At 65.8% G+C, this 24,498-nt stretch carries 19 protein-coding genes; 8 read left to right on the top strand and 11 right to left on the bottom strand.

What is annotated here, in order from left to right; genetic code table 11:
• Positions 1-184 precede the first annotated feature (184 nt).
• The 3 genes from U743_RS03530 to U743_RS03520 all read left to right on the top strand — a co-directional run bounded on the left by U743_RS03530 (position 185) and on the right by U743_RS03520 (position 3,855).
• A complete protein-coding gene (locus U743_RS03530) occupies positions 185-1,294 on the top strand; it encodes a DUF1214 domain-containing protein (RefSeq protein ID WP_043765551.1) in 1,110 nt (369 codons plus the stop codon).
• Positions 1,291-2,466 carry a sulfotransferase family protein gene (locus tag U743_RS03525; RefSeq protein ID WP_043765549.1) on the top strand — a complete coding sequence of 392 codons (1,176 nt, stop codon included), beginning with the start codon at positions 1,291-1,293 and terminating at the stop codon, positions 2,464-2,466. Before U743_RS03530 ends, U743_RS03525 begins: the two co-directional genes overlap by 4 nt.
• A gap of 600 nt (positions 2,467-3,066) precedes the next feature.
• Positions 3,067-3,855, top strand: a complete 789-nt coding sequence (locus tag U743_RS03520; protein WP_043765547.1) for an SDR family oxidoreductase — start codon at positions 3,067-3,069, stop codon at positions 3,853-3,855.
• A gap of 38 nt (positions 3,856-3,893) precedes the next feature.
• Here the strand turns inward: U743_RS03520 and U743_RS03515 are convergent, their stop codons facing one another.
• The 3 genes from U743_RS03515 to U743_RS03505 all read right to left on the bottom strand — a co-directional run bounded on the left by U743_RS03515 (position 3,894) and on the right by U743_RS03505 (position 9,084).
• The gene (locus U743_RS03515) at positions 3,894-5,837 is read right to left on the bottom strand and encodes a DUF1302 domain-containing protein (protein ID WP_084191323.1); all 1,944 of its coding nucleotides are present in this window, start codon (positions 5,835-5,837) and stop codon (positions 3,894-3,896) included.
• A gap of 252 nt (positions 5,838-6,089) precedes the next feature.
• Positions 6,090-7,082: a flavin reductase gene (locus U743_RS03510; RefSeq protein WP_043765545.1), complete on the bottom strand. Its 993-nt coding sequence runs from the start codon at positions 7,080-7,082 to the stop codon at positions 6,090-6,092.
• A gap of 52 nt (positions 7,083-7,134) precedes the next feature.
• Positions 7,135-9,084, bottom strand: coding sequence for a DUF1302 domain-containing protein (locus tag U743_RS03505; RefSeq protein WP_084191322.1), 1,950 nt, complete (start codon positions 9,082-9,084; stop codon positions 7,135-7,137).
• A gap of 190 nt (positions 9,085-9,274) precedes the next feature.
• Between U743_RS03505 and U743_RS03500 the strand changes: the two genes are divergently transcribed.
• The gene (locus U743_RS03500) at positions 9,275-10,846 is read left to right on the top strand and encodes a WS/DGAT/MGAT family O-acyltransferase (RefSeq protein WP_084191321.1); all 1,572 of its coding nucleotides are present in this window, start codon (positions 9,275-9,277) and stop codon (positions 10,844-10,846) included.
• Here the strand turns inward: U743_RS03500 and U743_RS03495 are convergent.
• From U743_RS03495 to U743_RS03475, 5 genes are all read right to left on the bottom strand, one after another.
• On the bottom strand, positions 10,837-11,157 hold the full coding sequence (locus U743_RS03495; RefSeq protein WP_043765543.1) for a 2Fe-2S iron-sulfur cluster-binding protein: 321 nt from the start codon (positions 11,155-11,157) through the stop codon (positions 10,837-10,839). The two genes, U743_RS03500 and U743_RS03495, sit on opposite strands and share 10 nt — an antisense overlap.
• A 10-nt stretch (positions 11,158-11,167) precedes the next feature.
• On the bottom strand, positions 11,168-12,406 hold the full coding sequence (locus tag U743_RS03490) for an NAD(P)/FAD-dependent oxidoreductase (RefSeq protein WP_043765541.1): 1,239 nt from the start codon (positions 12,404-12,406) through the stop codon (positions 11,168-11,170).
• A gap of 85 nt (positions 12,407-12,491) precedes the next feature.
• Positions 12,492-13,358: an SDR family NAD(P)-dependent oxidoreductase gene (locus U743_RS03485; RefSeq protein WP_043765538.1), complete on the bottom strand. Its 867-nt coding sequence runs from the start codon at positions 13,356-13,358 to the stop codon at positions 12,492-12,494.
• Positions 13,359-13,365: 7 nt separating this feature from the next.
• Entirely contained in the window at positions 13,366-14,577 is a 1,212-nt protein-coding gene (locus U743_RS03480) for an acyl-CoA dehydrogenase family protein (protein WP_052367482.1), read from the bottom strand.
• Between the two features lie 88 nt (positions 14,578-14,665).
• Positions 14,666-16,048: a cytochrome P450 gene (locus U743_RS03475; protein WP_043765536.1), complete on the bottom strand. Its 1,383-nt coding sequence runs from the start codon at positions 16,046-16,048 to the stop codon at positions 14,666-14,668.
• 173 nt (positions 16,049-16,221) lie between these two features.
• Between U743_RS03475 and U743_RS03470 the strand changes: the two genes are divergently transcribed.
• Entirely contained in the window at positions 16,222-17,643 is a 1,422-nt protein-coding gene (locus tag U743_RS03470; RefSeq protein WP_043765535.1) for an alpha/beta hydrolase domain-containing protein, read from the top strand.
• A 151-nt stretch (positions 17,644-17,794) separates the two neighbouring features.
• Here the strand turns inward: U743_RS03470 and U743_RS03465 are convergent, their stop codons facing one another.
• Positions 17,795-18,796, bottom strand: a complete 1,002-nt coding sequence (locus U743_RS03465) for an enoyl-CoA hydratase/isomerase family protein (RefSeq protein ID WP_043765533.1) — start codon at positions 18,794-18,796, stop codon at positions 17,795-17,797.
• Positions 18,797-18,805: 9 nt separating this feature from the next.
• On the bottom strand, positions 18,806-19,360 hold the full coding sequence (locus U743_RS03460) for a nuclear transport factor 2 family protein (protein WP_043765531.1): 555 nt from the start codon (positions 19,358-19,360) through the stop codon (positions 18,806-18,808).
• Between the two features lie 101 nt (positions 19,361-19,461).
• On the opposite strand from U743_RS03460, the gene U743_RS03455 reads away from it, so the two are divergent.
• The 3 genes from U743_RS03455 to U743_RS03445 all read left to right on the top strand — a co-directional run bounded on the left by U743_RS03455 (position 19,462) and on the right by U743_RS03445 (position 22,348).
• A complete protein-coding gene (locus U743_RS03455) occupies positions 19,462-20,505 on the top strand; it encodes a medium chain dehydrogenase/reductase family protein (protein ID WP_043765529.1) in 1,044 nt (347 codons plus the stop codon).
• Between the two features lie 143 nt (positions 20,506-20,648).
• Positions 20,649-21,578: an ABC transporter ATP-binding protein gene (locus U743_RS03450; protein ID WP_043765527.1), complete on the top strand. Its 930-nt coding sequence runs from the start codon at positions 20,649-20,651 to the stop codon at positions 21,576-21,578.
• An 8-nt stretch (positions 21,579-21,586) separates the two neighbouring features.
• Entirely contained in the window at positions 21,587-22,348 is a 762-nt protein-coding gene (locus U743_RS03445; RefSeq protein WP_043770946.1) for an ABC transporter permease, read from the top strand.
• 416 nt (positions 22,349-22,764) lie between these two features.
• Here the strand turns inward: U743_RS03445 and U743_RS03440 are convergent, their stop codons facing one another.
• Positions 22,765-24,492: an outer membrane protein assembly factor BamB family protein gene (locus U743_RS03440; RefSeq protein WP_198021908.1), complete on the bottom strand. Its 1,728-nt coding sequence runs from the start codon at positions 24,490-24,492 to the stop codon at positions 22,765-22,767.
• Positions 24,493-24,498: the final 6 nt, after the last annotated feature.

Here is a 24,498-nt window from a genome sequence, read left to right as displayed (position 1 = left end):
ATCGTGAAATGTCGATGATGGAATGGGTGGATGCCAACTTGTCTGGCATCACGATGGTGCCAGACTACCGGGGGCCGCGCGCGGCGGTAATCGTCCTTTCGGATGAAGGGCCTACTGCATAAAGATGACGTCGCCACCCCCTCGCCCGCCTAGGGTTCAGGCAGGCAAGAACCACGGGTGGGGCATGGACAGTGACGCGAGCCGCGATGTCATCAGCGGCGCAGTGTGGGAGCGCTTCTGCGACGATCTTCGGCGCGCCGGCCAGCAGGTGCTGCGCCCGGAAACGCCGGTTACCGAGCTCGAGCGTGCCGAGGGCTTCCGCTACCTGACGCGACTGCTGCGTATCGGGCTGGAGATGCATCTGGAATACGCCGACCCGGCCTTTCCAGGGTTCTTCTCGCCCTCGCACGAAACGGCAAAGATCGGCGCCGACAACCCCGACAACCTGTACCTGATGGCACGGCTGGACGGCCGCTACGACTACATCGTGGAGGGCGATCGCGGCAGCGTGGCCTATCTGTCCTTCGGCACGCAGAAGGGCGGCTACGAATCCGACGGCAAGATGATCCAGACCGGCTTCCTTGATGCCGCCGACATGCAGCTCAATGCCGACGGCAGCTTCCGCGTCACCCTCAGCCGCGAGAAGCAGGACGGCAACTGGGTGCAGCTGGAGGAGGCCACCAACGCGCTGATCGTGCGCCAAACCTTCGAGGACAGAAGCGCAGAGACGCCGGCGCGCATGACCATCCGCCGCGCCGATCCTTCCGCCACGCCGGAACCGCTGACGGCGGCGCGGCTGCAGACCGCGCTGGCCAACACGGCCAGCTTCGTCGAGGGCACGGCCAGGCTCTTCGCCGACTGGGCGCAGAGCTATCAACCGCATTCCAACGAACTGCCCTCGGCCGATCAGGCGCTGTGCCAGAGCGTGGGCGGCGATCCAAACATCCACTACTACCACTCGCACTGGCAGCTTGCCGAGGACGAGGCCCTGGTCATTCACCTGCCGCGCATCCCCGACTGCCGCTTCTGGAACATCCAGATCAACAACTACTGGATGGAATCGCTGGACTACCGCTATCACCGCATTCATCTCAATCAGCATTCGGCGGCGAAGGCCGCCGACGGCAGCGTCACCATCGTCCTCGCCCACCGGGATCCCGGCCAGCCCAACTGGCTGCAGACTGCAGGGCACGAGCAGGGCACGATGTGCCTGCGCTGGGTCGGTGCGACCGAGTTCGTCGCCCCCGAGACGCGTCACTGCAAGCTGGCCGATGTCGCGAAGGTGGCCTCGTGAGCGGCGACAAGCTGCAGCCGCAGGCGCTGCTCGATGCCGCTCGCCAGATGACCGGCGGGCTGACGGACTTCGGTGACGACAGCTTCCGACCCGGTCTGGAGAAGCTCTGCGCCGCCCTCGAGTCCGAGGCCGGGCTCTCGGATACTGGCCGCGAGACCTTCCGGCAGAAGCTGACTGCCCAGCTCGCCAACCGACTCTGGCTGGAAGATCACATCCAACGCAAGCCAGAGATCCTCGACGAGGAAGTCGCGCCGCCACTGATCATCGTCGGCCTGCCGCGCACGGGAACCACCAAACTGCACCGCCTGCTGTCTCGCGACCCGCGCTTCTACTGGATGCCTTTCTGGGAATCCCAGATGCCCGTACCGCTGCCCGGCGAGTCGCTGGACGACCCCTCACCGCGCATCGAGCAGGGCGCCGCCATCGTCAACATGATGACCGAGGCCATGCCACAGCTGATGGCCATCCACCCCATGGCCAACGAGGAGGCCGACGAGGAGTTCATGCTCATGGAGCATTCCTTCCTCTCAGACTTCAACGCCTACGCGCGGGTGGACAGCTACATGGAGTGGCTGGCGCAGCAGGACGAGCGCCCGGCCTACGACTTCCTCAAGCGCATGCTCGCCTTCCTACAGTGGCAGAAGCGCAAGCGCGGCATCACTGCCCAGCGCTGGGTACTGAAGGCGCCACACCACATCCACCGCATGCGGCTGCTGATGGACGCCTTCCCCGGCGCGCAGGTGGTGCAGACCCACCGCGATCCGGTGGAGAGCATTCCCTCCATTGCCAGCTTCATCCATACCCTGCACGGCATCTACAGCGACGCACCCGATGCCGAGGCCGTCGGGCACAGCTGGAGCGCGCGCATGAAGACAGGCCTGGAGCACACCATGGCCGTGCGCGACAGCCCCGAGTATCGCGATCGCTTCCTGGACGTTGCCTTCAACGACACGGTGCGCGATCCCATGGCGGTCGTGCGGCGCATCTACGACACCATCGGCTGGGACATCGCCCCGGACACCGAGCAGGCCATGCAGGCATGGCTGGAAGCTGACAACGCCCAGCATGCGCAGGCTGCTCATCACTACACCCCGGAAGCCTTCGGCCTGAGTGCCGATGGCCTGCGGCGGGATTTTGCGCCGTATATCGCGCGGCATATCGATGGTGGCTGATAGCCCAGAGGACGGGGACAGGAGCTTCGCTCTGCAACCCGTTGGCCCCGTCTTGCTTGAGGGTTCCGCGCCTCATGGCGAAGGCGCTGTCGAATGTCGCCGCGCGACCGGCGCGGGTTCCTTTGGTTACGGCCAAAGGAACCAAAGCCATGGTGCCCGCCGGGTGGCCTGCCGCGGCTGCGCCGCGACAGGTTCCCGTCTCGGATGCCGTGCTCGGGGGCGAGCAGTGACCGAGGTGCCAGTGGCACTTCGCAGCACTGGGAGCGCCCGGACAGGGATGTCCGGGCCGGGGCCTGGTTCTAGCGAAAAGGTAGCGCCACGGATGGCGGGCAACCGCAGCCCGTATGTCGCGCGAAGATCGCCGCGGTCACTAGGCTCGGTCGTCCAGACCTCGCCAAGTGACCCTGGCTGGGCCTTCCCTGGCCCAGCCGTAATTCGCGCTGCGACTTGCCGCTGGCAAGTCGGTCACGAATTACCCTCAAAGGGCACGGAGCCCACTGGCTCACCGCTTCGCGGCATCGCCAACGCATGGCAGGCCTTGAGCGGCTTAATCAACGGAAATTTGCAGTTTCCAGAACGAACCATTGGAGGGAGACTCATATGCTGAAGGACAAGATCATCGTGATTTCGGGCATCGGCACGGGGCTCGGCGTGAAGCTGGCTGTTGAGGCCGCGCGCGCCGGAGCGGCGGGACTGGTGGTATCGGCCCGCACCGCAGCCAAGCTGGAGGACGCCGAGCAGCGCGTGCGCGAGGTCAACCCGGACTGCCGAGTGCTCAAGCAGGTCACCGACATCACCAAGCCGGAGGACTGCCAGGCGCTCGTCGATGCTGCTGTGGCCGAATTCGGTCGCATCGACGGGCTGGTCAACAGCGCCTTTGTGCACGGTGCCATGGACCACGCTTCCACGGCTGACATCGACAGCTGGATGGAGCCCATGGCGACCAATCTCTTCGGCACGCTGCGGCTCACGCAGGCGGTTGCCCGCCAGATGCAGCAGCAGAAGCAGGGCGCCATCGTCATGGTCAACACCATGGCCGCGCGCAAGGTGCCGCCGGTGGGTGAAGCCGGTTACGCCGCCTCCAAGGGTGCGCTGGCTACCACGGTGAAATATCTCGCCAGCGAGCTCGGACCCGACAACATCCGCGTCAACACCGTCCACATGGGCTGGATGTGGGGTGCACCGGTGAAGGGCTATGTCGAATGGCAGTCCGAGCAGTCCGGCGTGCCTGTCGAGGAGATCAAGGGGCAGATCGCGGCCAACATCCCCTTGCGCATCGTGCCGCCCGATGAGGAATGCGCGCGTTCGGCACTGTTCTTCGTGTCTGACTACTCGCGCGTCGTCACCGGCGCGTCGCTCGACGTCAACGGCGGCGAATACATGCCCTGATCCCCTGCCGGGCCGGCTCGTGCCGGCCCGGCAAGCGCCTAGAACCTGTACTTGGCGTTGAAGGAGAGATAGTCGCGGTCGACGAAGGGGTTCTGGCGCTGGAAGCTCTCGCCGATCGTCGCCTCGGGATCGCCGAAGAAGAAGTTGTAGGTGAGGCCGAGGGACAGATTCTGCAGATACTGCATCGTCCCGCCCACGCTCAGGCGACGGTCCCCCTCACCGAAGAGCGCACCGAAGGAGCCGGACTGGGCCGGATTGCCATAGGTCAGGTCCGCGTAGGAAAGCAGGCCCGTGAAGTCCCAGCCGCTGATCACGTTGCGCCGTCCCGGCAGCACGAGAAACTGGAAGCCAGCTGCGTCGTTATCGACGAAGAAGAGCTCGTCGCCGTCACCGGCAGGCTCGATGCCCGGCTGCGGGTTGCGAATCGGGTCGACATCCAGAACGCGGATGTACTGCACCTCGCCGACGATGCTGACCCCGTCGAACAGCGTGCCCGGCGGGTTGAAGGTGTTGATCGCCGAGACGAGCCCCTGCACCGTCTCTCCGCGCTGGGGTTCCGGGAAAGGCACGCCGGAGGCGATAGTAAGCACGTCGAGATTCACGCCATCGCGATAATTGACCTCGCCGGCCACGCTGAGGCCGAAGAGCGTGCTCGAGAAGGAGACGTTGTACAGGTCGATATTGTCGAAATAGGTGACGTTGTAGGTTACCGGCACCCGCTGGTTGATCAAGCCCGTCGTGAGCTCGATGCCGGCCAGCTCACCGAGCTTGGCGAAGCCGGTCGTGAACTTCAGCGCCGGGTTCGGGTTGTGATAGCTGATGTAGTGCGCGCTGACCGACGTGCCGGGTGTCAACCGGTAGTCCAGGCCAACGCCGAACTGCCCGCGACTGCTCGGTTCGATGTCCTCCTCGCGGAAGGTGAGGATGTTCGGCCGCGCGTTCAGCAGGGCGCCGCCGAGACCACCGAGATTGCACAGCTGGCTCAGATCGCTGAGCCCGCCCAGCAGATTGCCGAGGACGTCGTTGAACTGCCCGACATCGAGCAGGCCGGGACAGCCCTCCAGGTACGCCGGGTTGATCGAGCCGTAAGCGAATTCCGCGCCCGGGCCGAGCACATCGGCCGGGGAAAAGTAATGGCCGACCGGAAAGACCTCGTTCGACTTGAAGGTGAACTTGTAATAGCCCTTTAGCGTCCAGTCCCAGCCCAGCCCCATGCGGAAGGAGACCTGTGGCTGCGGCAGGAGGATATCCTTGACCTCAGCACCGGGAACGAAGCCGGCGGCGGCATCGGCCACACCCATGTCACGCGCCATGCCGCCGAAGAACAGCGCCTCGCCCCAGGAAACCACCTGCTGGCCGATGCGCAGGTTGAGATAGGAAGCGTCACCGAAGGGGAAATCGGCAACCAGATAGGCGTCCAGCAGCCGGGCCCGCCGCCCTACGCGCGAACGCGCCGCATCCGAGAACTTGTTGGTGACCTCGCGATCCCCCGCACGGCCCTGGCCGGCGTCGTTATAGGTTTCGGTATCGTCGAAGCGGTTGAGGAAGTCCGCGTTCTCGTTATCGTTTTCCTGGAAGAAGACGTCGTCGTAGAAGGCGTTGCCACTAAGCACGAAGGCGAAGTTCTCGTACTCGAAATCGGCTTCGAACAGAGCAGATACGCGGTTGTTGATCAGACTGTACTTGTCGAAGTTGCGATTGCCATCATCGCTGTTCGAGGTATCAGGCAGACCGGTGCGCTCGAATCCGACTATCTGGCCTTCCGGCAGCACCACAGCTCGCAGCGGGTCGACGGTGCCATCGGTCAGCGCCGGATCCTGATCCTGCATACGCATCGCGACAGCGTAGTTGAGGGTCAGGTTGTAGCTACCCTCGACTCCGAAAGGCAGCGACAACTCGTTGGCCGTCGCCGACGCGATCCCGAACAGAAAGCAAACAGCTGTGCTGCCGCCAAGCCGCGGCAAGACGTTTCTCCGATCCATGGAGTCTATCCCTTGCGTAGGTTTCGGCGGGGCGTGTTGCTCCCTCGCCTCGTCTAGCAGCAGAAACTAAGGCGACCGATGGCCGCCATCTTCCCTCGAAAAGACTAGGTCTCGACGCCAAGGAGGCGGCTTCACCCGAAGCTAGGGAAGCCTCGCCCTGGTTGTAGGCCGATAGGTCGGGATTTCAGTCGGAGCCGCGCGCTCGGCTGTCGGCCTGAAGGCCGTCCTACAACCTTGCCAAATACCAAGCGATCAGCCGGGGCGTTCGTTCTCGTCCGGATGCCAGATGCTGCCGACCTCGGGATCGAGCACACCGAGCAGCTGATTGAGCAAGGACTTCAGCACGGCATCTTCATCCGGCCCGAGGCCGGCGAGCACCTGCGATTCCACGGCCTTGGCCACGGAGATCAGCTTCAGCGCCAGCTCGCGACCTTCCGGGGTGAGCTCGTAGCCGGATTCGTCCGCAACCTTCTCTTCGCTCTTGAGCAGGCCGCGGCCGATCAGGCTATCCAGCGTCTGCGTGCAGCAATCGTCCAGAACGCCGGAAGTGAGCTTGTCGAGATCGACGCTCGACATTCGCGGCTTCAGCGTCATCGCCGACAACACGTAGAACTCCTCGTCGCTCAGCCCGGCCTCCGCCAAATGCGGACGGATGCGCGAGAAGAAGCGGAAGTGGCTTCGGCCCAGCAGATAGCCGAGGAAATCCTCACCGAAGCTGCCTGCCAGATAGGGCTCACCGGGTTTGCTGTGCGCGCGCTGGGTAGCGTGTGCATAGCGCCCTCCGTGGAAGACCAGCGGTGGGTTTTCGAAATGATCGTAGTCGAGCACTTCACCGATGAAGATGAGGTGATCCCCGCCCTGGTAGCTGGACGCGGTACGACACTGGAAGCGCGCGGTACAGCCCTTGAGCAGCGGGATGCCGCCGCGGCCCTCCTCGATATCGAGATCCGCGAACTTGTCCTCCCCGCGCTTGGCGAAGCGGGTGGACAGGTCCTCCTGATCGGTGGCGAGGATGTGCACGGCCCAGTAGTCGGCATCGCGAAAGGCGGGCAGGCTCATCGCCTCGTTGGCAAGGCTCCACAACACCAGCGGCGGATTCATCGACACCGAGTTGAAGCTGTTGACCGTCAAACCAACCGGCTCGCCCTCGGCGTCGCGAGTAGTAATGATGGTTACGCCTGTGGCAAAGCTGCCCAGGGCGCGCCGGAAGTCGCGGGGGTCGAATTCTGCTGCCTGTTCCGTCATGAAAGCCCGGTGATTGCAAGTGGTCGGCTTCGAAGCCGGCGGCGCGAGGCCTCTAGAACTGGTACTTCGCGTTGAAGGCGAGGTAATCGCGGTCGACGAAGGGATTCTGTCGCTGGAAGCTGTCGCCGATGGTGGCTTCGGGATCGCCGAAGAAGAAGTTGTAGGTGAGATTGAAGGAGAGGTTCTGCAGGTACTGCATGGTGCCGCCCAGGCTCAGGCGACGATCACCTTCGCCGAAAAGCGCACCGAAGGAGCCCGCCTGTGCCGGATTGCCATAGCTCAGCTCGGCGTAGGAAACCAGTCCCGTGAAGTCCCAACCGGACAGCACATTGCGCTTCCTGGGCAGCAGCAGAAGCTGGAAGCCTGCGGCGTCGTTATCGACGAAGAAGAGCTCATCACCATCACCGACCGGATTGACGCCGGTCTGCGGATTGGTGATCGGATCAACGTCGAGCACGCGGATGTACTGGACTTCGGCGACAGCATTGACCTCGTCAATGAAGCTTACGGCCGGATTGAAAGCGGCGATGGTCGAAACCAGACCCTGCACGGTCTTGCCGCGCTGCGGCTCCGGGAAGGGCACACCGGAAGCAATCGTCAGCACGTCGATGTTGATGCCATCGCGATAGTTCACCTCGCCCGCCACGCTGAGCCCGAAGGCCGTCGTGGAGAAGGACAGGTTGTAGAGCTCGATATCGTCGAAGTAGGTCACCCGGTAGCTCACCGGCACCGTCTGATTGATGAGCCCGGTGGTGATCTCGATACCGCCCACCTCACCGATCCGGGCGAAACCGGTGGTGAACTTCAGCCCCGGGTTGGGGTTGTGATAGCGCAGATAATGCGCGCTAAGCGAGGTGCTCGACGTGAGCCGGTAGTCGAGTCCCACACCCCACTGCCCGCTGTCGCTGGGACGATTGTCGGCCTCGCGGAAGGTCAGGATATTGGGCCGAGCGTTGAGCAGCGCCCCACCGAGACCACCGAGATTGCAGAGCTGGCTGAGGTCGCTGAGCTCGCCCAGAAGATTGCCGACGAAGTCGTTGAACTGACCGACATCTAGAAGGCCGGGGCACCCCTCGAGATACGCCGGGTTGATCGAGCCGTATGCGAACTCCGCGCCCGGCCCAAGCACATCCGTAGGCGAAAAGTAGTGGCCAACCGGGAAGATCTCGTTCTCGTCGAAGCTGAGCTTGTAGTAGCCCTTCAGCGTCCAGTCCCAGCCAAGACCAATCTGCGCGGACACCTGCGGCGTCGGCAACAGGATGTCCTTGACCTCGGCGCCGGGTATGAATCCGGCGCTGGCGTCGGCGATACCCATGTCGCGCGCCATACCACCGAAGAAAAGCGCCTCGCCCCAGGACACCACCTGTTGGCCGATACGGAGGTTCAGATAGGAGGAATCGCCGATGGGGAAATCGGCGATCAGATACGCGTCGAGAAGCCGCGCACGGCGGCCATTCTGCGAGCGCATGGCCTGCGAGAACTTGTCGGTTACCTCGCGATCACCGGCACGGCCTTCACCGGCGTCGTTGTAGGTTTCGGTATCGTCGAAGCGGTTAAGGAAATCCGCGTTCTTGTTGTCGTTGTCGTGGAAGAAGACGTCGTCGTAGAAGGCGTTACCGCTCAGCACAAAGGCGAAATTGTCGCGCTCGAAAGCCATCTCCGCGAGCGCGCTGATGCGATTATTGATCAGGCTGTACTTGTCGAAGTTGCGGTTGCCGTCATCACTATTGGAAGTGTCGGGCAGGCCGGTGCGCTCGAAGCCAATGATCTGCCCTTCTGGCAGCACCACGGGCTGCAGCGGATCGATAGTGCCGTCGGTGAGCGCCGGATCCTGATTCTGCATGCGCATCGCGACCGCGTAGTTGAGCGTCAGGTTGTAATTGGCCTCGATGTCGAATGGCAACGACAGACTTCTGGCGCCCGCGAGGCCCGGAACAGTCAGCGCGATAACGGGTATGGCGATGGAACAGCACCGTGCAACGGCGCCCCTGAAGCTCTGCATGGTCTCCCCTCCGTGATGCCGGTCTTTCGGTCTAATGTGGTATTCGGGTAATAGCGGCAGTAACACTAGTTCGCCGCCACCCTTCTTCCATCATCCAAACTGACTAGCGCGAGCGGTCGGCGCTCTGCGCGCTATCGGGCCGCAAAACAGCTAGGCTGACGAGAAGGACGAAAACAAAGGGGAGACCGCAATGACCCGACTGAGCGTGCTCGACACCGCTTTCCTGCGCATGGAGTCTGCGCGCACGCCCATGCACGTCGGCGGCCTGATGACCTTCAAGCGCCCGCCCAACGCACCGCCGGACTATCTTCACCGCCTGACGGAAGCGCTGCGCGCGCATCCCTTCATGCCCGCGCCCTTCGATCAGTGTCTGCACTGGCCGGCGGCCCACGCGCTGCCACCGCAATGGGTGCCCACCGAAACCGATCCCGAATACCACGTCCGCCATTCAGCGCTGCCCTATCCGGGTGGCGAGCGCGAGCTGGGCGTGCTCGTGTCACGCCTGCACTCGCACGCGCTGGATTTCGACCGGCCGCTCTGGGAATGCCACATCATCGAAGGGCTGGAGAACGACCGCTTCGCCCTCTATCTGAAGGCACACCACTGTGCCATCGACGGCATGGGCGCGATGAAGCTGGTCAAGAGTTGGCTGACCGCCGACCCCACGGACCCACGCAGCCCAGGCGAGCTGCGCGCGGCATTGCGCACCGCGCGCGAGGCTTCAGCGCACCGACAGGACGTCGCGCAGGCACGCAATCTCCAGGAAATGCTGCGCGGCGTATTGAGCCGCGGCAAGCTGCAGGCCGGCAATGCGCGCGATCTCGCGGCAACCTTCTACCGCCTCAGTCGCGGAGGTGACAACAGCGCCATTCGCGCCGCCCTGCGCACACCGGACACGCCCTTCAACGTGCCCATCACCGGCCAGCGCCGGCTCGGCACGCAAGTGTTATCACTGCCCCGCCTGCAGGCCATCGCCAGCGCCACCGACACCACCATCAACGATATTGCGCTGAGCCTGTGCGGCGCTGCCACGCGCCGCTATCTGCAGGAACAGGGCGAGCTGCCGGAGCGTTCGCTGACGGCCTCGGTGCCCATCGGCCTGCCGCGGACCGATGGTCGCTCGGGCAATGCCGTCAGCGGCTTCGTCTGCCCCATCGGCAGCGACATTCCCGACCCCCTGCATCGCCTGCAGCGCATCCACGCCACCACTCAGCGCACAAAGGACGAAATGCTGGGCATGGCCTCCGCTGCATTGGAGCGCTTCGGAATGTTCGGCATCGCCCCGCTGATGCTGGGCCAGCTCACCGGCACGCTGCCCAAGTGGCCGCCGCTGTTCAACGTCGTCGTCTCCAACGTCGTAGCCGCCAAGGAGCGGCTTTACATGATGGGCGCCGAGCTGGAGTCGATCTATCCAATGTCGGTGCTCTTCGACGGCTACGCGCTGAACATGACGCTCGTCGGCTACGCCGACAAGGTCACGGTGGGCTACATCGGGTGCCGCAACGCCATCCCCTCCCTGCAGCGGCTGGCGGTCTACACCGGCGAAGCCCTGGACGAGCTGGAAGCTGCCCTGGAACCAACCCACCAGAGGCGCGCGCCAAACAAAACGGCGACGAAGGCGACGAAGACCGCGAAGAAGACCGGAAGCAAGGCTGCGAAATCCACCAGGAAGGCGGTCAAGAAGACCGCCAAGAAAGCCGCGAGCAAAACCGCACGCAAGAAGAGCGCACGCAAGAGCGCCGCAAAGAAGACTCAGAGCTGACCAGCGGGAATCCGCACCACCATCCCATCGAGATCGTCGGCGACCTCGATCTGACAGCACAAGCGGCTCTGCTCGCCCGGCTCGATAGCGCCTTCGAGCATCATCTCCTCCATCTCGTCCGGCGTGCCCAGCTGCCCGAACCAGGGTTGATCGATGTAGACGTGGCAGGTCGCACAGGAACAGGAGCCGCCGCACTCACCGACGATGCCGGGCACGAGATTGCCCGTAGCCGCCTCCATGACCGACTGGCCGCTCTCGGCCTCGACGACATGTTCGGTGCCCGAGGGCTCGATGAAACGAATGGTGGGCATGGTGGCTCCTTCAGGCCGGGACCAGTTCCTTGAGCGGCACTTCGGCATCCGCCAGCTTTGCCGCGTCCGGCAACGCATCGGCGGCGATCAGCTTCTTCGCGAACATGAAGTCCTGCGGCCGCGATACGCAGTCCGCCGCAATAAGCCGCCCCTCGCGCAGATAGAAGGCCGAGAATTGCCGACCGCTCTCCGGATCGCCACGCAGCACGATATCGTCATAGCCGCCGGACAACCCGGCCATCTGCAGCTTCAGCTCGTACTGATCGGACCAGAACCAGGGGATATTCTCATAGGCTTGGCCCTCGCCCAGCATGCTGGCCGCAGCCACCCGCGCCTGCTCCATCGCGTTCTGCACCGATTCCAGCCGCGTGCGACCGCCGGCGAAGCGATTGGGATGATTGGCGCAGTCGCCGGCGGCGACGATGTCCGGATCGGTAGTGCGCGCGTATTCATTGACGACGATGCCGTTGTCGCATTCGAGGCCGGCGGCCTCTGCGAGGTCGCTGTGCGGGATCAGGCCGATGCCGACGATGACGAGGTCGGTGTCCAGCGTCGAGCCGTCGCCGAGGCGCACGCGCTGCACGGCGCCGTCGTCGCCCTCGAAAGCCTCCACCGCCACGCCGGTGCGTACATCGACGCCGGCCTCGCGGTGGATGCGCTCGAAGAAGCGCGACACCACTGGTGCGGTGACCCGCGCCAGCACGCGCTCCATTGTCTCGACGACGGTGACCTGGAGCCCCAGCTTGCGCGCCACCGCGGCGACTTCCAGCCCAATGAAGCCGCCGCCGACGATGCAGAGCCGGCGCCCGTCGACGATGTGCGGCCGAATCGCCTCGACGTCGGCAATATTGCGCAACAGGAAGACGTTGGCCAGATCGGCGCCGGGAATCGGCAGCGGGCGCGCGCGGCCGCCGAGGGTGAGCGCAAGCTTGTCGTAGCGCAGTTCGCGCCCATCGTCCAGCGTCACGGTGCTGGCGTCACGGTCGATGGCCGTGGCGCGCGCGCCACCGATGAAGTCGATGCGCTGCTTCTCCATCTGCTCGGGCTTGAGCACGAAGAGGCTGGCTTCTTCCGCCTCGCCAGCCAGGAAGGCCTTGGAAAGCGGCGGTCGCCGGTAGGGCGGCTGCGGCTCCTCGCCGACCAGGGTGATGCGGCCTTCGAAGCCCTTCTTGCGAAGAGAAGCTGCGACTTCGGCGCCGGCCTGGCCGGCGCCGAGGATGACGTAATGCTCGCTGGCGGATTCGGTCATGAATGCGTATCAAACGGAACGTAGCGCGATGGTAAGCCAGCCGGCGCTACCGCCCCCTCGGCCGTTCGCATGAGCCGGGTGTGCGTCAGGCGTACCAATCGGGCCGGCCGGCGGTCCAGAGTTCGCCCCACAGGCGCCCGCCGCCGTCGACGGTGAGCACTTCGCCGGTGATGAAGCTGGACGAGGGCGCGGCCAGATAGACGCAGGCCTCGGCGATCTCCATGGGCGTGCCCGGCCGCTTCATGGCGTTGGCACGCGGAAACTCCTTCTGCGCTTCCGGCGGGTAGACCGCCAGCCCCTCGGTGGCGGTCAGCCCGGGCGCCACGCAATTGACGCGGATACCCAGCGGCGCCCATTCGACGGCCACGGTGGTCGAGGCCCCGATGACGCCGCTGCGCGCGGCCACGGTATGCGCCACACCGGGCATGCCGCGCTCGGTCACCACGACGACGTTGACGATGACGCCACCGCGGCCGGCATCGCGCCAGCCACGGGCGGCGCGCTGCATCATGAACCAGCTGCCGTTGAGATTGTTCTGCACCACGGCATTCCAGCCGTTGGGCGAGAAGTCGATGGCCTGCCCCGGGAACTGCCCGCCGGCGTTGTTGATGACTGCGTCCGGCACACCGACCTCGTCGGCGATGCGCTGATGCAGCGCCTCCACGGACTCCGCGTCGCGCACATTGGCCGTGTAGGCGTGCATGGTCTTACCGCGGCCGCGCGCGAAGTCGACCACCGCGTCGAGCTTCTCCTGCGTACGGCCGCAGATCACGACCGTGCCGCCCAGCCGCGCGCAGAGCAGTGCCACGGCGCGGCCGATACCACTGCCGCCGCCGCTGACCAGGATGACCTGATCCTTGAAGAGATCGTCGCGGTAAACGGTGGGCGCCTCCCACACCGCCTCCGGCGTGTTGGTGGCCAGCTGCTCGGCCAGCCAGGCTTCGTGACTCATCGTCCCCTCAGCCACGCAGCAGCTCGCCGCTGATGATGAGCTTGCGCACCTCCGAGGTACCGGCGCCGATCTCCAGCAGCTTGATGGAGCGGTACAGCCGATTGATCTCGGACTCCCAGATGTAGCCGTTGCCGCCGTGGATCTGCACGGCTTCGTTGAGCACCTCGTTCATCGTCTCGGCGACGAAGAGCACGCCCGCAGCGGTGAGCTTGTGAATCTCGCCACGGCCCCCATCGTCCTCACCCATGACATTGGCCGCGCGCAGCGTCTGGTAGGTGTAGAGCCGCATCGCCTCGACCTTGGTGTAGATCGTGGCGATCTTGTCCTGGATCATCTGGAACTCGCTGATCGGCTTGCCGAACTGCTTGCGCTGCTTGGCGAACTCCAGCGACAGCTCCAGCGCGCGCTCGGCAATGCCCAAGCAGATCGGCGAGATCATCGCCCGCTCCAGATCCAGCCCCGACATGACCACGCGCACGCCTTCGTTCTCGACGCCGACCAGATTCTCGGCCGGCACCCGGCAATCCTCGAAGACCAGCTCGGCCGTCTGGCTGCCGCGGAAGCCCATCTTGATGAGCTTCTGCGCCACCTTGAAGCCGGGGGTGTCCTTCTCGACCAAGAAAGCCGAAATGCCCTTGGCGCCGCGATCCTTGTCGGTCTTGGCGTAGACCAGCAGCACGTCGGCGACGGGGCCGTTGGTGATGTAGATCTTGCTGCCGTTGAGCACGTAGTGATCGCCGTCGCGATAGGCCGTCGTGCGCATCGAGCCGAGCGCATCCGAGCCGGCACCCGGCTCGGTCAGCCCGAGCGCGCCGATCAACTGGCCGCTGCACATGCCCGGCACGTACTTCTGCTTCTGCGCCTCGCTGGCATTGCGCAGGATGTTGTGCATGCAGAGGTTCTCGTGCGCGACCCAGGACAGCGCCAGCGCATGGTTCCAGCGCCCGAAGGCCTGCAGCACCAGCCCGCTGGTGAAGACATCCATGCCCGAGCCACCCAGCGCCTCCGGCGCGGTAATGCCGAAGAAACCGGTCTCGCCAATCTTCGGAAAGACCTCGGGCGGCCACCACTCCTCGTTGTCCATACGCTCGGCCAGCGGATACAGCTCCGCCTGCGCGAAGCGGTCGGCCTGGTGCAGGATTTCCATCTCGTCGGGGGAAAGGCCGGTGAAGGCCTGATACACCGAAGGCCGCTCCGCGGCCGGACTGCTGTCGGGCATGACTTATCGCTCTTGTGAGTCGGACTTACCTCACAGCGTAGCGATAGCGCTCCCGTGGGGGCTTCGTCCGTTGAGATGAGCCGGGCGCCTAGTTCCGATACCCCTTCACCTTCACCTTGAAGGTCGTCGCCGGCCCGGGCGTCGGCGCGGTCTTGGTCTTCAGCTCGTAGTCGGGCGGGTCGAGCTCGAGGTCGAGCTTGTAGAAGAGCCGTGCCATGGACAGGGCGATCTGCACCTCGGCCAGGCTCTTGCCCAGGCAGGTGTGCGGGCCGCGGCCATAGGGCGAGTAGGCGCCGGACTGCATGTGCTCGGCGCGCGGCTTGGCGTAGCGGTCTATATCGAAGCGCTGCGGCTCGGGGTAGAACTCTTCCATGAAATGCGGCACGGAAGTAGCGACGTAGATCATCTCGCCCTCGCGCACGCGGTAGCCGTCGAAGACGAAGTCCTTGGTGGCCGTGCGCATCTGCGCTACCGCGATCGGGTACAGCCGCATGGCTTCCATGATCGCGCCCTGCAGCGACGGAATCTTGGCGAAGAGCTGGCTCTCGTCGATCTCGCCATCCGCGAAGAGCGCATCGACTTCCTCGTAGACGCGGCGACGCACATCGGGGTACTTCAGCACGCAGTAGGTGATGGCCGCGGTGGTGTTCGCCACGGTGTCGAGACCGGCGACGTAGGGACCGGTCAGTGTCACGGTCAGATCCTGCTCCGGAATGACTTCCGGGTGATTGACGTGCGCGCGCATGATGTCGTCGATGAGGTTCGGCGTCTCGTCCTCCGACGGCTCGGCCTGGCCCTGGGGATGCCGCGCGTACCAGTCGGCAACCATCTTCTCCTTGAGTTCCTCAACGCGCGCCTTGGCCTTCTGATACTTCGGCCGCTTGAGCAGGATCTTCGGGCGCTGGCGCGTCACCAGGACATTGAGGATGTAGAGGATGTTGGTACGGATCGCGTCGACGTATTCCAGCGGCGCACTACCGGTGAGGATGGTGCCGAGCTGGTCGGTGACCATGTACTGCATGGCCGGCAGCACGTTGATGGACTGCCCCACCGGCCAGTCGCGCTCGAAGCAGCGATCGGTGATCCTTACGAGCTCGTTGTAGCGGCCCTTGATGGAGTCCTTCGAGTAGCCGCGCCGCATGATGTTGCGCAGTTCCTTGTGCGACTCGCCATCCTCGCCGGTAAGGGTGCGCGTCGCGCCGTACTCCTCGACCAGCCCTTGCCAGAACTCCTTGGAGCGCAGGCTGTCCTTGCCCTCACGCGAGCCGACGAAGTTCGCGGCCTCCGGGCCGGCGATGACGGTGTACTCGTTCCCCATCACCGTGACGCGGCTGACCGGGCCGTAATCGCGATACAGGCGCAGGAAGAACTGCGCGGGGTCGCGGGCCATTTCGAGGGTATTGCCGAGCAGCGGCAGACCCTTTGCCTTCGGCGGATCCTGGGCTTGCTCGAAATCGAGAACAGCGCTCATTGCTATCTACCCGTCTACATGAATGCGGGCGAGCATAGCCGCCGTTCCGGGGGCTCGACTCATGCAATCGGGCGAGATTCGCTGCTCCGAACGGATGAGGCCGCTGCCACGGCCGCGCAGACAAGCTGAACGCCTCGTCGCCAGCCGGATTGGCGGCTTCCGGGAGCCGCGCCATGTCCCCTGCACGCCCGTACCCGATTTTCCCACTTGCCCTTGTCGCCCTGCTGCTGGCGGCCTGCTCCGGCTCCGAGCCACCTGCCGAGAGCGCCGAAATCCGCGCGGATGCCGTAACGGTGGAAGGCCCGATCACCGGCGGGCTGCGCGGCCACGCGCTCTGGGACAGCTGGTTCGATCTCGGCGATCTCGGCTACGAGGAAGCCGAGTACTTCGTCAGCGGCCAGGCGCAGTCCGCCGACGGCGCCACCACGGCGCCCTACACCACCCGATTCCTCCTGCGCCGCCCGCAACGCGCCGAGGATTTCAACGGCACGGTGGTGCTGGATTGGGTCAATGTCACCGCCCAGTTCGAGAACCCGGTGGTCCTGCTCAACGCCCAGCAACATCTGCTGCGCGAGGGCTACGCCTTTGCCCACGTCAGCGTGCAGGAGGCCGGTCTCTGCTGCCTGCCGCTGCTGACGCCCAAGACCTGGGATCCGGTGCGCTACGCGCCGCTCGACCACCCCGGCGACGAATACGCCTTCACCATGCTCAATCAGATCGCCGGCGCTATCCGCGGCGACGGCGGCGAGAACGACCCCATGGCGGGCCAGCCGGTCGAGAAGCTGCTCGTCGCGGGACAGAGCCAGTCGGCCAACCAGCTCTTCGACTTCGCCAGTGGCGATCACGTCGACGGCGAAGTCATCGACGGCCTGCTCATCCAGTCCCCCATCGGCCGCGTCTTCGAGGCGCCGCCACCTGTGCCGGTGCTGCAGCTGCTCAGCGACTACGAGGCGCAGCCGGAAGCCGCCGACTTCCGCGACAACCTCGTGCTCTGGGAAGTCGCCGGCAGCGCGCACCAGGATTTTCACGTCGGCTATCAGCAGGTCTTCGGGCAGGCGCTGCGTGCTGAGGCCAGCCTGCCCAAGCGCCCGGCACAGGCCTATTTCCGCCTACTGGAAACGGCCGGCAACTACGGCGAGCGCCCGCACCCGCTGCACGCCGCCTGCATCCTTGCCGGTGCCGCCTTCCCCATGCGTTACGCGGTCAACGCCGCCCTGCACCATCTCGACGGCTGGGTGCGCGGCGGCGCAAGGCCGCCGGAGGCGCCGCGCTACACCTTCGACGCCGACGGCGCGCTGGCGCGCGACCGCTTCGGCAACGCCCAGGGCGGCATCCGCCTGCCACCCGTGGAAGTGCCGGTGGCGCGCTATCGCTCCACGGACTGCGGCCTGGGCGGCACGACCGTGCCCTTCAGCCGCCAGCGCCTGAACCAGGAATACGCCAGCCACGCCGAGTACTTCTGCGCACTGCAAGCCGCCGCCGCACTCTCCGTGGCCGACGGCTTCCTGCTGCCCGCCGACACCGAGGATCTGATGGGACGCGCCCGCGCCATGCGCAGCCGCTTCGCGGTCGAGGGGACGATCGACTGCGACTAGCGCAAGCCAAGGGCGAGGCGGGCTTCCGTATGTCGGACTGAAATCCGCCCTCTGGAGAACCAGCTGTGGGTCGGGCTTTAGCCCGACAACCCAGCCTGATCGAGCGCCGCGCGTCGGACTGAAGTCCGACCCACAGGCAACACTGATGGGCCTACTCGAGCGAATCGACCAGACCCCAATCCAGGGCAGTGGCAGCCTTGATAGGCGCCCGCGACAGCATCATCCAGGCCGCGCGCTGCCGACCGATACGGCGCGGGATGCTGACGCAGCCGCCGGCGCCCGGAATCAGGCCGAAGCCCAGCTCGGGCAGCTGGAACCAGCTATCCGGCGCAGCGACGATGCGGCCGGCGAAGGCCGGGAACTCGATACCGGAGCCGACACAGGCGCCGTGCACTCGCACCGCCACGCGCTCGGCACACGCCGCCAGGCAGCGCCCCGGCAGCGCCAGGCCGCGTACCAGGTGCCCGCTGACCGGGTCGGGAGCGGTGCCGAACTCGTCGAGATCGCCTCCGGTGGAGAAGCAGGCACCCAGCGCGTCCAGCGTCACGGTCGCGATACCGGAATCGGCGGCAACCAGCGACAGCGCCTCGATGAGCGCGTCGCGCATCTCCACGGACATCGCGTTGCGGCGCGACGCACGATTCAGGCGCAGCTGCAGATGCGCGTCCTCGCGTTCCATGAGTACGGCCGGGCCTTTGTCGCAGACGACGATCGGCCCCGGCTGATGCGCCGCCAGCCAGGCGCGGTACTCCGGGCCGGACTGCAGCGTGGCGTAGGCCAGCGACTCGGCGTGCAGCGCCGCCTCCAGCGGCAGACCCTCGGTGACGCGCAGCAGCTGCATGGCCGTGGCGGCAGCCAGTGGCGCGGCGCGAATGCCTTCCAGCAACGGCGCAGCAACACCGGTGTCGGCGACGCAGGCGTCGCAGGCCGCCGACAGCGCGCCGCTGCTCTGCCCGACGCCGATCACCGGGCAGCCGGCCGCGCGCAGCCAAGCCTCGGCCAGCGCGGCTTCCTCGGCGTCGAGCGCACTCGTCGCCGCCAGATCGACGAGCAACGCAGCGGTGCCGGTCAGCGGCGACGGCGCCTCACCGCCGGCGGCCATGCCGAGGAGGTCGTCGGCGTCAAGCAGCGGCGTATCAAGGGGGTCCGACATGACGCCAGCCTAGCGCCGCCCGCGCTGCAAAAGCGAAAAGAAGCCGTAAGACGGATCCTCCGGCCCCGGCCGGCCAATATGCGCGCCTTCCAGGAAGGGATGCGACAGATCGATGGCTGTCGGGTCCGAGGGCCAGCACCAGTCCGCGACGATGGCGCGGTAGCTGAACTTCCAGACGCCGTCGCGCCGCTCGTAGCGGTCGAAATAACGCCCGCCGATGAGCACGTCGAAGTGCCGGTCCGGCGCGCGCACCTGATGCATGGCGAGAATGTAGACCTCGCCCTCGGCACTGTCGCCGTCCAGCTTGAGGTTCACTGTCGTGATGTTGTGATGGAGGATGGCCATGTCACGCTGGATCTCCGGCAGCTTGTCGATGAAATCCATGGCCGGTCCCTTGGCGAAGTGGCCGTGGTCATCGATAGCGTCCGGATGATAGAGCGCGCGCATCTTGTCGTGATCGTGGCGGTCGGCGGCATTGGCATAGGCGTGGACCAGTTCGGTGATCGCCTGCTTGTCCAGCAACTCGTCGATGCGTTGCTCGCGCTGCGCGTCGCGCATGGTCATGCCTCTTCCGCTCTTCCCCGGTCAGCCTGCCACGCTAGCGCCTTCGACGGCCGGCATACTCCCCCCTTCGGGTGAACAGCGCAGCTCGGGGGAGACACCGCATGACGAAGGAAGAACGCAGCAGCCGGGCCATCGTCATACCGCGTCGCGGCGGGCCGGAGCGGCTGACGATGCAAGAAGTCAGCGTTGCGCCGCCCGGTCCGGGCGAGGTACGCGTGCGGATGCTGGCCGCGGGGGTCGCCTTCGCCGATCTGATGATCCGCGAGGGTGTCTACCCGATCGCGCTGCCCTGGCCGCGCACGCCCGGCTACGACATCGTCGGCGAGATCGAGGCGGTGGGCCCCGACGTCCCCGAAGCCTTCGCGGTCGGCACACGGGTCGCCGCGCTGACCGTGCACGGCAGTTACGCGCTGCATCGCCTTCTGCCGGCCGACCAGTGCGTGGTCGTACCGGCCGCCGTGGACCCGGCGCAGGCCGTGGCGCTGGTGCTGAACTATCTGACCGCCTGGCAGATGCTGCATCGCGTGGCGCGCCTGGAGGCCGGCGACACGGTTCTGATTCACGCCGCGGCCGGCGGCGTCGGCACCGCCGTGCTGGAGCTGGCGCGGCTCGCCGGCATCCGCGTCATCGGGTTGTGCTCGGCCGCCAAGCACGAGCGCGTGCGCGCCCTCGGCGGCGAGCCCGTCGACTACCGCAGCGAGGACGTCGCGGCGCGTGTCCAGGCGCTCACCGACGGACGCGGTGTCGCGGCGGTGCTCGACGCGGTCGGCGGGCGCGAATCGCGCCGCTCCTGGGAATTGCTGCAGCCGACCGGCACGCTCGTCTGCTACGGCGCGCTGAGCGTGGCCTCCGGCGGCCGCGTCGGCCTGCGCTCGGCGCTGCCCTCGTTGCTGCGCGCGCCGCGCTTCACACCCATGCGGCTGCTCACCGACGTCAAGGGCGCCATCGGCTACAACGTCGACAGCTGGCGTGTCGCCCGGCCGGCGGCCTATCGCGAGGATCTGAGCCACCTCGTCACGCTGCTCGCCGACGGCGCGCTCGAGCCGGTCGTCGGCGCGCGTATCCCGCTCGCCGAAGCCGCGCGGGCCCAGCGCATGCTCGGCAGCGGCGACACCGAAGGCAAGCTCTTGCTGGTTCCGGGCTGAGCGCATTGCGCGGCGTCGTGTCGAAGCCTGGCATCGGCATTCGACCATGCCGGTAAGGTGATAGCAGTGGCAGTGACGCCGTCGTCACTGCCGCGCCCATTGGCGCACAATGCGCCGCCGATACCGCCCAGCCGGGAGCAGCCGTGTCCAGCATCATCAGCGTCGAACGTCTGAACAAGACCTACGCTTCTGGGTTTCGCGCACTGCGCGACATCGATCTCGCCATCGAGGAAGGCGAGATCTTCGCCCTGCTCGGCCCGAACGGTGCCGGCAAGACCACGCTGATCAGCATCATCTGCGGGCTGGTCAACCCCAGTGGTGGCCGCGTGCTGGCCGACGGCCATGACGTGGTGCGTGAATTCCGAGCCGCGCGCAGCCGCATCGGGCTGGTGCCCCAGGAGCTGACCACTGACGCCTTCGAAACGGTATGGGCCGCGGTGCGCTTTTCGCGCGGGCTCTTCGGCAAGCCCAGGGACGACGCCCACCTCGAGAAGGTCCTGCGTGCGCTGTCGCTCTGGGACAAGCGCGACAGCCAGTTGATGACACTCTCCGGCGGCATGAAGCGCCGGCTGATGATCGCCAAGGCGCTGTCGCACGAGCCGAAGATATTGTTTCTGGACGAGCCCACCGCCGGTGTCGACGTCGAGCTGCGACGGGATATGTGGGAGATGGTGCGCGGCCTGCGCGAAACCGGGGTCACCGTGATCCTCACCACGCACTACATCGAGGAAGCCGAGGAGATGGCCGACCGCATCGGCATCATCAACCGCGGCCGCATCCTGCTGGTCGACGAGACGCGGGCACTGATGGACAAGCTGGGCGCGCGCGAGCTGCGCCTGCATCTGCAGGAACCCCTGCCGACCATTCCGGAGGCCGTGGCGCAGGAGAACCTGACGCTCTCAGAGGACGGCTCGGAGCTGATCTTTCGCTTCGATGCATCCGCCGAGCAGACCGGCGTGGCCGCGCTGCTGCGCAAGCTCGACGCCGCCGGCATCGCCTTCCGGGATCTGAACACCCGGGAGAGCTCGCTGGAGGAAATCTTCGTCAGCCTGGTCCGCGGAGACGCCGAATGAACCTTCAACTGAACCTGCGCGCGGTGGTCGCCATCTACCGCTTCGAAATGGCGCGCACCGGCCGCACCCTGATGCAGAGCATCGCCTCGCCGGTGCTGTCGACGATGCTCTACTTCGTCGTCTTCGGCGCAGCCATCGGCTCGCGCATCGGCGACATCGACGGCGTCGACTACGCGGCCTTCATCGTGCCGGGCCTGGTCATGCTGTCGATGCTCACACAGAGCGTGACCAACGCCTCCTTCGGCATCTACATGCCGCGCTTTTCCGGGACCATCTACGAGGTGCTGTCTGCGCCGGTCTCGGCCATCGAAATCGTCCTCGGCTACGTCGGTGCGGCGGCGACGAAATCGCTGATGATCGGGGTGCTGATCCTGATCACGGCGCGCTTCTTCGTCGACTATCCGATGGCGCATCCGCTGGTCATGCTGCTCTTTCTGATGCTGACCGCGATGACCTTCAGCCTGCTCGGCTTCGTCATCGGCGTCTGGGCCGACGGCTTCGAGAAACTGCAGATCGTGCCGCTGATGGTGGTCATGCCGCTGACCTTCCTCGGCGGTACCTTCTACTCCATCAGCATGCTGCCGCCCTTCTGGCAGACCGTCACGCTGTTCAACCCGGTGGTGTACCTGGTCAGCGGCTTTCGCTGGAGCTTCACGGGGGCCGCCGATGTCCACGTCGGCGTCAGCCTCGGCATGACGGTCTTCTTCATGGCGCTGTGCATGACGGCCATCGTCTGGATCTTCCGCACCGGTTACCGGCTCAAGGCCTGAAGGCAGGCGCAAGAGTTTTTAGCCGCAGATTTCACAGATTCGCAGAGATGCGTCCTGACTGAGTCTTGGAGATGCTTTGGCGATGCCGCGAAGCGGCCAGCCCGAACGATCCGTGCCCTTTGAGGGTGGCCGAGCCTGGCGTCGCGCGCAGGGGTCGCTCGGCAGGGATGCCGAGCGAGCGCGACCAGGCCAAGGATGGTCTGTTCGCGCGTGCCCCGAGCACGTCGTCCGACTCGGGAACCTGCCGCGGCGCAGCCGCGGCAGGCCACCCGGCGGGCACCATGGCTTTGGTTACTTTGGCCGAAACCAAAGTAACCCGCGCCAGTCGCGCGGCTTCATCCGGTAGCGCCTTTTGCCAGGAGGCGCGGAACCTGCAGCGCGACGGTGCCTATAGCATCCCACGCGCTGAGCCTCGTCTACGGCTCTTGCAACCGGAACACGAAGAGCGCGTTACCGGGACCAGCCTGATAAGCATTGGGATTCCCGAAGGTGTCGTAGCCCGAGTTCACCATCAGACTGTCGCCGGCGACCACTGGCCCGGCGCCGTCGATTTCGCCGCCATTGCCTGAGGCTCCCTCGGGGCTCTCGACGGCTACGGCCGTATTGAATCGCCACAGCGGCTCGCCATCGCTGCTGCGCAGTGCGTGCAGCGTGCCGTCGAGAGAAGCGGCGAAGAGCACATCGTTGGTGACCGTCAGCGCCGCAGAGAACAGCGAGTCGTACATCGCGCCCTCGCGCTCGTGCCGCGGATGCCGCTCCCATACGAGCGCACCGGTATCCAGATCCAGCGCATAGATACCCGGCCGTGCGTTGGTGACGGGCTGGATACCGGCGGGCTGTCCGACTTCCAGGGCGCCCAGCGATATCCCGCGGGCCTTGCTGACGGTTGCATCGGCGATGGCGGCATAGACGCGCTCATCGTCAGCGGCCATACCCCAATGAATGCCGCCGAGGGTGCCACCAACACCGACTCGCCGCTGCCATTCCAGCGCGCCACTATCCGGATCCAGGGCGTAAACCACGCCGTTCTTCGCTCCGGCGACGACGAGATCACTGCCATCGGGGCGACGCGCGAGTATCGGAGGCGCACCGAAATCGTGATCGGGGCCGACCGGCAGCGCGCAGTCGGGACTCAGCCCGGGCAAGCGAAAGCAGCCGAGATTCCAGGCATCGCCCGGCGTCGCCTGGAACACCCATCGGCGCTCGCCGCTTTCCAGATCGAGGGCGATGATGGCGTCGGAAGTTTCGGTCGTGGGGCGGCTCAGATTTTGCCCCGTGCTGATGTAGACCTGCGAGCGCACCTCGTCCACCGCCGGCACGCTCCAGATCGTTGCACCGCTGGGCGCTAATTGCCCGCTTTCGGCGTGATAACTCGCCTCGTCGGTGGTGTGATAGGTCCAGAGCGTCTCGCCGCTTCGCGGATCGAGTGCCTGAAGAAGTCCGTGACTGCTGCAACAGAGCCGGAGCAGCTCGGTGGCACTGGTCAGCACTTCCTTGCTCGATACAGGCACAAGCAGCCGATCGCCTGCGAGCTGCGACGCCCCGGTAATCCAGTGATGGCGCGGCTCGGTGCCGAGAAAGCGCGACCAGACGAGACTGCCGTCGCGCGCGTTCAGCGCGTAGAAAAAGCCGAAGCTGTCGCCAGCCAGAACCAGCGGCGGCGCCTCCGCTTCCCCCGGCAGGTAGTAAATCGCACTCGAGCGCACCGCGTTGCGACCGCGCAACGGGCGCTGCTGGGGAATGCGGTACGACCAGTAGCGGCAGCCGCTGTGACGGTCGATGGCAAGGATGTCTCGACCAGCGGCGGCAAAAATCGCCTGCGTGGTCACCGCGGGCGCTCCGCGCCGCTCAGTCACGCCTGCTGCGACATCGACGAAGGCGAGCTGTAGCTGCTCGACATTGCCGGCGTCGATCATCGAGGACGCATTGCGCGTGTTCGCAGCGTCGACCGCAAAACCACTGGCCGGCACATCGGCGCCGACATCAATCTCGCCGCCGCAGTCCGCGCGCGCAGAAGCCGCCTCGAATGCGACATCGAATGAGGCCTCTTCACCGGCACGGTCGCCACCGCTCCCACATCCGGCTAACAACACGATGCCTAGCACGAGGGCGAATTCACGCCAGCGCGCGATCCCGCAGCTCATCTGCAC

Source organism: Algiphilus aromaticivorans DG1253 (genome assembly GCF_000733765.1).
GTDB lineage: Bacteria > Pseudomonadota > Gammaproteobacteria > Nevskiales > Nevskiaceae > Algiphilus > Algiphilus aromaticivorans.
The sequence above is the reverse complement of the archived record's forward strand: the minus strand, read 5'-3'. Positions and strand labels throughout refer to the sequence as shown.

Coding starts and splice junctions, on each gene's coding strand:
- U743_RS03530 (WP_043765551.1), top strand. CDS start 185: ATGGACAGTGACGCGAGCCGCGATGTCATCAGCGGCGCAGTGTGGGAG.
- U743_RS03520 (WP_043765547.1), top strand. CDS start 3,067: ATGCTGAAGGACAAGATCATCGTGATTTCGGGCATCGGCACGGGGCTC.
- U743_RS03515 (WP_084191323.1), bottom strand. CDS start 5,837: ATGGATCGGAGAAACGTCTTGCCGCGGCTTGGCGGCAGCACAGCTGTT.
- U743_RS03510 (WP_043765545.1), bottom strand. CDS start 7,082: ATGACGGAACAGGCAGCAGAATTCGACCCCCGCGACTTCCGGCGCGCC.
- U743_RS03505 (WP_084191322.1), bottom strand. CDS start 9,084: ATGCAGAGCTTCAGGGGCGCCGTTGCACGGTGCTGTTCCATCGCCATA.
- U743_RS03500 (WP_084191321.1), top strand. CDS start 9,275: ATGACCCGACTGAGCGTGCTCGACACCGCTTTCCTGCGCATGGAGTCT.
- U743_RS03495 (WP_043765543.1), bottom strand. CDS start 11,157: ATGCCCACCATTCGTTTCATCGAGCCCTCGGGCACCGAACATGTCGTC.
- U743_RS03490 (WP_043765541.1), bottom strand. CDS start 12,406: ATGACCGAATCCGCCAGCGAGCATTACGTCATCCTCGGCGCCGGCCAG.
- U743_RS03485 (WP_043765538.1), bottom strand. CDS start 13,358: ATGAGTCACGAAGCCTGGCTGGCCGAGCAGCTGGCCACCAACACGCCG.
- U743_RS03480 (WP_052367482.1), bottom strand. CDS start 14,577: ATGCCCGACAGCAGTCCGGCCGCGGAGCGGCCTTCGGTGTATCAGGCC.
- U743_RS03475 (WP_043765536.1), bottom strand. CDS start 16,048: ATGAGCGCTGTTCTCGATTTCGAGCAAGCCCAGGATCCGCCGAAGGCA.
- U743_RS03470 (WP_043765535.1), top strand. CDS start 16,222: ATGTCCCCTGCACGCCCGTACCCGATTTTCCCACTTGCCCTTGTCGCC.
- U743_RS03465 (WP_043765533.1), bottom strand. CDS start 18,796: ATGTCGGACCCCCTTGATACGCCGCTGCTTGACGCCGACGACCTCCTC.
- U743_RS03460 (WP_043765531.1), bottom strand. CDS start 19,360: ATGACCATGCGCGACGCGCAGCGCGAGCAACGCATCGACGAGTTGCTG.
- U743_RS03455 (WP_043765529.1), top strand. CDS start 19,462: ATGACGAAGGAAGAACGCAGCAGCCGGGCCATCGTCATACCGCGTCGC.
- U743_RS03440 (WP_198021908.1), bottom strand. CDS start 24,492: ATGAGCTGCGGGATCGCGCGCTGGCGTGAATTCGCCCTCGTGCTAGGC.